This is a genomic window from Ruegeria sp. YKSD179 (assembly GCF_059612885.1).
Genome location: NZ_JBXWRL010000063.1, coordinates 19,508 through 27,157 on the forward strand (window position 1 = coordinate 19,508; position 7,650 = coordinate 27,157).

Sequence of the window (7,650 nt, forward strand, 5' to 3'; positions counted from 1 at the left end):
GTTCCTCGCCTGTTCCGCCCGGAGTTCAGGAAGCCGCGCTACAGCGCGGCTTCCCACTTCTGGTTGCCCCAAGACCTCAGCCGAAATAGTGCTTGTAGGCCAGCTTGTAGTCAGGCTGGTTCAGGTTGAGGTAATTCATTACCGTCTTCGCGTAAGCCTTTTGGCTATCGACAACTTTGGCAAAGAACGGGTCTTCGTTCGAGATACGCTCAACGACCACATCCCAAGCATTTAGCTGCGCTTGCATAACGCTATCAGGAGTACGGTAAACGTTAACGCCCTGCTCCTCTGCCAGCGTTACCAAATCTTCGGAGTAACGCTTGGTATTGTTCCAATAGAAGTTGGAGTTCTCGGCCTCGGACGCGTATTTAAGGATCGCCTGAAGCTCCGGCGCAAGTGCATTATACTTGTCCTTGTTGAAGGTAACTTCAAAGAATTCCTGGCTCTGATGGAACGAAGCAAGGTGGTAGTGTTTGGACACATCTTGCATTCCGAAGTCGCGGTCCGAAGTTGGGTTGTTGAATTCTGCCGCGTCAATAAGGCCAGACTTCATTGCAGGCTGGATTTCACCACCAGGCAATTGAACAACGGACATACCCATTTCCAGCAGAACATCTGCCGCAAGTCCAACCGTCCGGTATTTCAAACCGTTCATTTGGTCGGCACTTGTGATCTCTTCTTTAAACCATCCCAAAGGCTGAGCGGGCATAGGAGAGTTGAAGAAAGAAACGACATTCAACCCAAGTATTCCCATCAGCTCGTCGAACAGTTCCTGTCCGCCGCCATAATTGACCCATCCCAGAACTTCCTGGCTTGACCAGCCAAAGCAAGGCCCGGTGCCAAACAGAGATGCTGTTTTGGACTTGGAGTACCAATATGCAGGAACATAATGCGCCGCATCCAGAACGCCGCGGTGGACAGCGTCCTGCATCTGACTGGTTTTGACAACCGAGTTTACCGGAAGCAGTTCAATAGTCAGCTTGCCACCTGACATCTCGTTAACCCTATTCACATAGGATTGAGCATTTTCCAAAAAGATGCCGCCGCCCCAAGCGGCTTGCATTTTGAGGTTGGTCCCCTCCTGCGCGTGAACTGCAGGTGCGGCGAGTGCGCCGGCGCCAACGACAGCTGACCCGCGCAGAAAACTTCTGCGGTTTAAAGATTTTGTCATGTTTCCTCCCTTGACTGGGCCCAACCGATTTCGCATCGGCTCTGGCACCGATCCGCCCTCCAGCGGATACCCACGACGATAAGCCAGAATTCAAAATTTTCAAAATTTTTTGGAAATTCCGTCGATAAGGAAACCGAAAATCTCCTAACCAATTATAATTTAACAAAAAATATTTTTTCATTTTTTCGGCCTAGCAGACGAGCTAGAGTCTGCAGTGTACAACCTGAACATTGGTTACAGCGATTATGAACGAACAAAGCAGCACAACACGTCGAGGAAGACCTCGCCTGAAAGGAAATGAGGTAAAATCCGTAAACTCACCTGTCGTCGCGCTTGATCGTGGTATTCGAGTCCTGGTTTTTCTAGCAGACGCCAAGGCTGCCACTCCGGCTGAAATCGTCAAAGCAACGGAAATCCCGGCACCGACCGTGCACAGAATACTGAACACACTTCGGCAACGCGGCATGGTTGCGCTCGACGAAGAACAAGGTAAGTGGCGGATTGGACCCCAGTCCTACCGGATTGGCAGCACCTTTGAAGAAGGGTCAAGCCTTCTCGAAGCCGCTCCGTCAGTGATGAGGACGCTTGCCAAGGAGACCGGTGAAACTGCGAACCTGGCAGTCCAAGAAAGTGGCAAGCTGCTTTACCTAATCCAAATTGAGTCTGAAAATCCGATCAGAGCCTCGATCAAGAACGGGATGGCGGCCTATTTTCATACATCCGGAGTAGGAAAAGCCATAATGGCATTTATGGAAGAGGCCGAACTAGAAGAGCTGATGGCGCAGCTGACTTTAGTTCGTCAAACATCAAACTCTATTCACGACACCCAGCATTTGAAGGCGGAGCTGTTAAAGTCTCGTCAAAGAGGATGGGCCCTCGACGATGAAGAACGTTTCTTGGGCATGAGATGTATCGCTGCCCCGGTTTTTGACTCGCTTGAAAATGTTGTCGCTGGAGTTTCAATCTCTGGACCCATCACAAGGTTTCCCGACAGCAAACTTGAAGTACTTGCGGGGTCCGTAATCGAAGCTGCGAACAAGATTTCTGAAAGGCTCGGGAACACATCACTGAGAAGTTGAGCATGTGGGGGCCATTTTAAGCTGTGCTTCTTAGTAATTTTCGCCTTTCTGATCATGCTTCCGACTTCGGCAGCTAAGTTCGTCAGCGATGCAATGAATTGCCGGATGTCCTTGTCCGCGCATTCGGTGATAATTCTGGGTCGTGTAAATGAACAGTAAGGGAAGAAACCGGGCAGCAAACAATGCATCTGGTACATGTCTAGCAAAGTTGTTGTTATCGCGTCTGGCAATGCTCCGGTACGCATGCAATCATTCTTGGGTGACAGGAGCGCTGCGGATGATTACTGAAATTGTGACATTTGAGATGCCAAATGGGATGGGGCGTAATCGCGTTATCGAACTTTTCGAAGAAAGTACAAAAATTTGGCGAGCCCACCAACCTTTCGATATTTCGAAACACCTGTAGTTGTTCAGAACCGGTCCCTAACCGGTTAGGGCGACGGAAACGCTGTTTTCCAAGGGCGCAAGGGCGCGTCAACTTCACTGATAGCTAAGAAACAGAGGCAAGTATGCAAAAGCGAAAGTTAGGCGTGGATGGGCCGGATATTGCTGCCATTGGATACGGTGCGATGTCGTTTTCTGACATGTACGGGCCCACAAATGAAACCGAAAGCCATGCCATACTGGATGCGTGCCGCGATCTGGGTGTTACACATCTCGACACGGCGAACGTCTATGGTATGGGCAAGTCGGAAAAAGCCATTGGAACGTACCTTAAAGCCAACCCCAGTGCGCGTGCCGAGTTTGTCATCGCGACAAAAGCATCGATCACAAGGGATGACAAAGGAAACCGGTTCTTCGATAATACTTTCGAACATCTTGAGGCAGAGCTTGATAAATCGCTGCGACGACTCGGCGTGGAATGTGTGGACTTGTTTTATGCTCATCGTCGTGATCCTCGACTGTCACCAGAAGAGACCGCAGCCAACCTTGGTCGATTGGTTGAGAAAGGAAAAACTCGGGCAATTGGTCTATCAGAAGTGGCCCCTTCGACATTGCGCCGCGCAATGAAGGCGTTCCCGATCGCAGCTGTTCAATCTGAATATTCGCTTTCTACCCGATACCCCGAACTAGGATTAGTGCAGGCCTGCGCAGAACTCGGCGTATCAATGGTTGCGTTCTCTCCCGTTGGGAGGTCACTCTTGACCGACAACCCCATTCCACGGGAACGTATCAAAGACCTGCCTTTTCTCGCCGAAAATCCGCGTTTCATTGAGCCCAATCTTTCAGAGAACATGATGTTATTGGAAAAATTTAGAAGTCTCGCTTCAGAAATGGGAACGTCGGCAGCAGCGCTAGCCAATGCATGGTTGCTATCCAGAGGCACTCACGTAATTCCGATACCGGGAACACGCTCTGTCAACCATCTCAAAGAATGCCTGGCCGGCGCTGATTTGAAACTGTCAAAAGGTGATCTTCAGAAAATTGACGCTGTTCTGCCACCAGGATGGGCGCATGGTGACCGCTATTCTAGTTCACAGTGGATCGGACCAGAACGGTATTGCTGAGCCTCAAGCAGAAAAATTCGTGCACCAGTCCACTTCAAGATGGGCAGCCGACCATTCTAATGAGGAACGCTTAATTTACGATGTACCGCCGTGCTGGTGCTTCGGCCATAATGACTTACTATCCATTTATGCAACTCAGGTTGAGGAAAAATAAGCCTTGATAGATCTGTACACGTGGACTACCCCAAACGGCCGCAAAGTTTCGATCATGCTCGAAGAACTTGGCGTGGCTTATAATGCACATCCTATTGATATCTCGAAAGGCGAGCAGTTCGCCCCAGAGTTTCTGAAAATCGCGCCAAACAACCGAATTCCTGCAATCGCGGACCATGAAACAGGCATCAATATGATGGAGACTGGTGCCATAATGCTTTATCTTGCTGAAAAGTATGAGCGTTTCCTTCCTGAAGGCGACGAGAAGTGGCCAGCTATCGAGTGGTTAATGTGGCAGATGGGTGGCGTGGGACCGATGTTTGGTCAGGTCCATCATTTCGTGAAGTATAACCGTGGCAAGTCAAGCTACGCAGAAGAGCGATACTCGACTGAAGCAAAACGTTTGTATGGTGTTTTGAATACGCGGCTCGAGGGTCGCGATTTCATAGCTGGTGCTGGGCGCGGCGAATACTCGATTGCTGATATGGCCACGTGGCCTTGGGTTTCACGCTTTGAATGGCAAGAGATCGACCTGAACGACTACCCGAATGTGAAAGAGTGGTACCTTCGCATCGCTAGCCGTCCGGCTGTGCAGCGCGGATACCAAGTTCCAAAATACACAACTGAGGTTCCAATGCCCTAAGTTTTCGAGAAGGAAGGGACTTATTTTAACCGGCGAGTGTGCAACTGCTTGGTGGGACAATATGAGCGAATGCTTCACTTGCACCAACACCCTTATTTCATAGCATCCAAGCGCTCATCCGTTGAGCCAATTGCTAAAATGCCTTAACTCCCTGCAGAAGCTTCGTCCAGATTGCAACCTCTCAGACAGGAACACGCCGAATGATTGCCTATGTCACTGTTGGAGCCGACGATATCGCACGGGCGGAACGTTTTTACTCAGCTTTCCTTCCGGCACTTGGGTATGTGCTAGAAGAGTATCATGGAGACTTAAGTTACGTGCTACCTTTGCAGCCGGATCAGCCTCCTACTCAGCCAGATTTCTACGTAAAATCACCGTTTGATGGCGGTCCGGCATCTGCTGGCAATGGGTCAATGGTGGCATTCGAGACGCGCAGCCAGAGGCAGGTGCGTGACCTTCACGATGCCGCGCTTGCTGCAGGTGGCTCTGATGAAGGCCAGCCCGGCTTTCGCGACTTGTATGGTGCTCATTTCTATGTAGGTTACCTCCGCGACCCTCATGGCAACAAGATTGCGCTTTTCTCCAACGATCCGAATGAACCTGGTAGAGACGAGTAGTCTAACCACCGAGGCACTCTCTAGCCTTCTTTCAGCGTTTACAAATTAATATATTCATTTTAATGATTGTATATGAGTGGGAATGCCCTTACCCGACGCGCTCTCTTGCGTCACGCCGCATGTCTGGCAACACTTGGCGTACAATCCAAGTTTGTACTCGCAGACATTCGACTCGGGTCATCAGCAATGGTTTCAACGTTATCGGACGGCTATTTATCTTTGCCGCCCGAGATGGTCTTCGGCTCAATGCCGAAAGACCAACTGAAAGAAATCTTGCGTCGCAATCAGGCGAATCTGAACACGTACGAGCCAGAGTGCAATATCGCGCTCTACCGGGACGGGAAAAACACTGTGATATTCGATGTTGGTGCCGGACCAGACTTTATGCCAACATCCGGAAAGCTTTCGGAAACTCTTGATGTCGTTGGATTGTCCCCGGATGAAGTGACACAGGTAGTTTTTACCCATGCTCATCCAGACCACATCTGGGGTGTTTTGGATGACTTCGACGATCCACTTTTTCCCAACGCTACTTATCACTTCGGCCGTAAAGAATGGGACTATTGGTGGGATCCTGCGACTGTGGACTCCATTGGTGCTGATCGCGCTTCTTTCGCTGTGGGCGCAAAACGGAGAATGGAAGCGATCGAAGATCAGGTCGAGTTTTTTGAGGATGGGCAGGAAATCCTACCTAAAATAGCCGCGCGGGCTAGTTTTGGGCATACGCCCGGGCATATGGCGTTTGAAATTCGCGATGGAAATGACGCGGTGATGATCGTCGGTGATGCGCTTGGTAACCCGCATGTCGCGTTTGAACGCCCTGATTGGCACAGCGGTACGGATCAAGATCCTGACACAGCTGCGACCGCGCGGAAGTCACTATTGGATCAAGTTTCCCACGAGCAAATGAAGATAATTGGATTTCACTTACCCGACGGTGGGATTGGTCGTGTGGAAAAGACCGATTCGGCTTATCGGTTTATTGGGGAAACCTCATGATAAGGACTTTAGTAGTTGCCAGCACCGTGGCATTTCCAGTTTACGCCAGCGAAGACATTGCCGACCAATACCCACAAAGCGTGCTTTATTCAAAACCGATCGAGTACATCCCTGGTGTTTATTCTGCCATTGGGGCGACTGCGCCACCGACCTATGAAAACTCGGGCCATAACAACAACTTAACTTTCATCGTTACCGGTGACGGCGTGGTTGTTGTAAACGGCGGGGCCGCTTATGTACTTGCGGAGGCGCTTCATAAAGAAATTCAAGCAGTCACTGATCAGCCGGTGAAACTTGTCTTCAACGAGAATGGTCAAGGGCACGCGATGCTGGGCAACGCCTATTGGTCAGAACTCAGCATTCCAATCGTCGCCCACTCGGATGCGGCTGCTGAATTCGAGGAATACGGCCCCCAGATCCTTGCAGGGATGCAAAACTACAATGAAGACAAGGCAGAAGGAACTTTTTTGGCTGGTCCAACCGAGACCTTTGAAGATGAATACGTGGTTGAGTTGGGCGACTATCGCATTGAGGCAAGGTACCTGGGGCCCGCACACAGTCCCGGAGACATTTCGATTTGGCTACCTAACCAAAGCCTTGTCATTGCGGGCGATATGGCGTTTCACGAACGAATGCTGCCGATCTTTCAGGAAACGTACACTGCTGATTGGCTGGAAACGTGGGACAATGAGTTCGAGGCTTTGAACGCCACTTATGTGATCCCCGGTCACGGTCATCCGACAAACATGGATCAGGTGCGGCGCTACACGCGCGACTACCTGATATACCTGCGCGGCAAGATTCAAGAGCATATGGATTCCGGGGGTGATTTGACAGAGGCTTACTATGTCGATCAGTCCCCCTATGCCCATTTAGATACCTTCGAGGAACTTGCAACAAAAAACGCTGGCCGTGTCTTCGAACAGATGGAATTCGAATAAATCAAGATCGCCGAAAAACAGGCTTTCGCATCATCAGTCTATGCGCTGATCGTCTCGATCCACACATGGAAACTACGAGTCAAACCATCAAAAACTAGGTTAAACCGCCGGACAACCCAGAACTCACTACGCAGTCTCCTTCCATCATGGTGACGAACAAATGGCCAACAAACGCGCCGACAGGGGCCAAAGCACCATTCCCCAAAAATAATCCGTGAGAACTTACCTAGACAGAAATTCTCTCCTCTTCGTATGTTGGTCTTGGTCTTTTTCCCAGGTTTTTACTGTGCCGCGATTGGTTTGCGGGCCAGTTGGCATTGCGTCCAAAGATCGCCCAGCGCAGACACCAAATGATCTACATCTTCAGGGGAATGCACTGGCGATGGTGTAATACGCAAACGTTCAGTTCCTTTTGGAACGGTTGGGTAGTTGATGGGCTGGATGTAAATCCCATAATCGCGCATCAGTACGTCTGAGATGAAACGGCACTTGACTGGGTCGCCGACCATAACGGGGATAATGTGACTTGGGTTTTTGGT

8 protein-coding genes are annotated in these 7,650 nt (G+C 50.3%); 6 read left to right on the forward strand and 2 right to left on the reverse strand.

Annotated features, from left to right (window positions below; genetic code table 11):
• Positions 1 to 76: 76 nt before the first annotated feature.
• Positions 77 to 1,171 carry a TRAP transporter substrate-binding protein gene (locus tag AC2FNE_RS21615; protein ID WP_170474579.1) on the reverse strand — a complete coding sequence of 365 codons (1,095 nt, stop codon included), beginning with the start codon at positions 1,169 to 1,171 and terminating at the stop codon, positions 77 to 79.
• A 245-nt stretch (positions 1,172 to 1,416) separates the two neighbouring features.
• On the opposite strand from AC2FNE_RS21615, the gene AC2FNE_RS21620 reads away from it, so the two are divergent.
• The 6 genes from AC2FNE_RS21620 to AC2FNE_RS21645 all read left to right on the forward strand — a co-directional run bounded on the left by AC2FNE_RS21620 (position 1,417) and on the right by AC2FNE_RS21645 (position 7,111).
• The gene (locus AC2FNE_RS21620; RefSeq protein WP_170474576.1) at positions 1,417 to 2,250 is read left to right on the forward strand and encodes an IclR family transcriptional regulator; all 834 of its coding nucleotides are present in this window, start codon (positions 1,417 to 1,419) and stop codon (positions 2,248 to 2,250) included.
• A gap of 509 nt (positions 2,251 to 2,759) precedes the next feature.
• Positions 2,760 to 3,758, forward strand: a complete 999-nt coding sequence (locus tag AC2FNE_RS21625; RefSeq protein ID WP_170610977.1) for an aldo/keto reductase — start codon at positions 2,760 to 2,762, stop codon at positions 3,756 to 3,758.
• A 157-nt stretch (positions 3,759 to 3,915) separates the two neighbouring features.
• Complete coding sequence (locus tag AC2FNE_RS21630; RefSeq protein ID WP_170607578.1) at positions 3,916 to 4,554, forward strand: glutathione S-transferase family protein; 639 nt, start codon at positions 3,916 to 3,918, stop codon at positions 4,552 to 4,554.
• Positions 4,555 to 4,754: 200 nt separating this feature from the next.
• A complete protein-coding gene (locus AC2FNE_RS21635) occupies positions 4,755 to 5,171 on the forward strand; it encodes a VOC family protein (protein WP_170607576.1) in 417 nt (138 codons plus the stop codon).
• A 72-nt stretch (positions 5,172 to 5,243) separates the two neighbouring features.
• The gene (locus AC2FNE_RS21640) at positions 5,244 to 6,170 is read left to right on the forward strand and encodes an MBL fold metallo-hydrolase (RefSeq protein ID WP_496806254.1); all 927 of its coding nucleotides are present in this window, start codon (positions 5,244 to 5,246) and stop codon (positions 6,168 to 6,170) included.
• The gene (locus AC2FNE_RS21645) at positions 6,167 to 7,111 is read left to right on the forward strand and encodes an MBL fold metallo-hydrolase (protein WP_170607572.1); all 945 of its coding nucleotides are present in this window, start codon (positions 6,167 to 6,169) and stop codon (positions 7,109 to 7,111) included. Before AC2FNE_RS21640 ends, AC2FNE_RS21645 begins: the two co-directional genes overlap by 4 nt.
• Before the next feature lie 281 nt (positions 7,112 to 7,392).
• On the opposite strand, the gene AC2FNE_RS21650 is transcribed toward AC2FNE_RS21645, so the two are convergent.
• Positions 7,393 to 7,650 (reverse strand): aminotransferase class I/II-fold pyridoxal phosphate-dependent enzyme (locus AC2FNE_RS21650; RefSeq protein ID WP_496806255.1); only part of this gene is annotated, 258 nt, incomplete at its 5' end.